Genomic DNA, 920 nt, shown 5'->3' on the forward strand with positions numbered 1-920 from the left:
CGGGCGACAGCAGAATCCGGGCTGATTCACTTGGTCGCGGATCAGCCGGCCTGAACCGGAACGCGTGTCCGGTGCGCCTCGTGAACCCGCCGCCAGTCCAGTCCTTCGAGTAGCGCCGACAGCTGCGCGGCCGTCAGCCGCATCACCCCGTCCTGCACTTTCGGCCAGCGGAACTCGCCGTCCTCCAGGCGCTTGGCGTAAAGGCAGACGCCGGTGCCATCCCAGAAGATCAGCTTGATCCGATCCGTTCGTTTTGCGCGGAAGACGTAGACGGCGCCGCTGAACGGATCGGCGCCCATCGTCTCGCGAACAAGCGCGGCCAACCCCTCCGCACCCTTGCGGAAGTCTACCGGCTTCGTCGCCACCATGACTTTGACCGCACCCGTCGGCCCGATCACGACGTCGCCTTCAACGCACGGATCACCGCCGCGACCGTCTTGGCGTCGGCTCCGCGGCCAACGCGCATGACTACCCCGTCGATCTCAAGTTCGATCACGCCGGCGTCTCGGGCAGTTTTCCGTTTGCTTTGCCTTGGCGGCCGCGTCGCCGTCGGTTCCGTCGTCGAAGCCGCCACCACCGCTGGCACGAACAACGATTCCGACATCGCCACCCTCTCGGCCGCCGGCTGGCGAGCGGCCCGACGCCAGGTGAACAATTGCTGCGGAGACAAGGCGTATCGGCGCGCGACAGCACAAACCGTCTCGTCGGTCGCGTAGCTTTCCGCCACGATCCGCGCCTTCTCCTCCAGCGACCATGCGCGTCGCCGGCCGGTGCCCGTGAAAACCTCGAACCGGCGCACCGGCTCCAGATCGCTGGACTTAAGCGTAAACTCTGAAATCGTCATATGTCGAAGCCCTCACAGGCGTCGAACATCGTCTCTCACAGCGCGATCCGAAAGGTGGCGTCAGAACACCGCTTAC

2 protein-coding genes are annotated in these 920 nt (G+C 65.3%); both read right to left on the reverse strand.

Going from position 1 to position 920, the window contains the following annotated elements:
• Positions 1-41: 41 nt before the first annotated feature.
• Positions 42-398: an IS66 family insertion sequence element accessory protein TnpB gene (tnpB, locus tag DH08_RS30170; protein WP_192182902.1), complete on the reverse strand. Its 357-nt coding sequence runs from the start codon at positions 396-398 to the stop codon at positions 42-44.
• Complete coding sequence (gene tnpA / locus DH08_RS30175; RefSeq protein ID WP_192182903.1) at positions 395-844, reverse strand: IS66-like element accessory protein TnpA; 450 nt, start codon at positions 842-844, stop codon at positions 395-397. Before tnpA ends, tnpB begins: the two co-directional genes overlap by 4 nt.
• Between the last annotated feature and the right edge of the window lie 76 nt (positions 845-920).

This window comes from Mesorhizobium amorphae (genome assembly GCF_014843845.1).
In the GTDB taxonomy this organism is placed as follows: domain Bacteria; phylum Pseudomonadota; class Alphaproteobacteria; order Rhizobiales; family Rhizobiaceae; genus Mesorhizobium; species Mesorhizobium amorphae_A.